We start from the raw sequence: 521 nt of genomic DNA on the forward strand, positions 1-521 counted from the left end.
CCTTTTCCTAGTTCACTTTCTATCTCTATATCTCCGTTTAATTCTTTAATAATACTGTACGCAATCATAGTACCAAGCCCAGTACCTTTTTCTGTTGTTGAATAAAATGGCAAGGCAATACGTTTTATTTGTTGGGRAGACATTCCTATTCCTGTATCAATAATATCAATTACAATATTATCTTTTATTTTTTGTATATTTATTTGTAATACGCCACCATTTTTCATAGCCTCAATTCCATTTTGTATGATGTTGGTKAGACATATTTTTAATTTTTCAGKATTAGCATWTATGTAAAGGGAATCTGTTGTAATATGCTGTTTTATTTCAACATTATATGAAAGAGCGAGTGGTGAAATATTATCTTTCACTTGATTTAATATGTAATTAATATCTAGTTCCTCTTTTATAATGTTTTGTGGTTTGGTTAAAGATAAATAGTTATTAATAGTAGATTGTATTTGCTGCATTTCAAGTAACATAATTTCTAAGTACTTATCTTGAGACATCTTAGCACTCTC

At 28.2% G+C, this 521-nt stretch carries 1 protein-coding gene; it reads right to left on the minus strand.

The genetic code is table 11. From position 1 onward, the window contains the following. Positions 1-521: ATP-binding protein (locus tag AC1DKZ_RS32985; protein ID WP_476997981.1), on the minus strand; the 521-nt coding region annotated here is incomplete at both ends.

The organism is Bacillus sp. 05T21 (assembly GCF_056396785.1).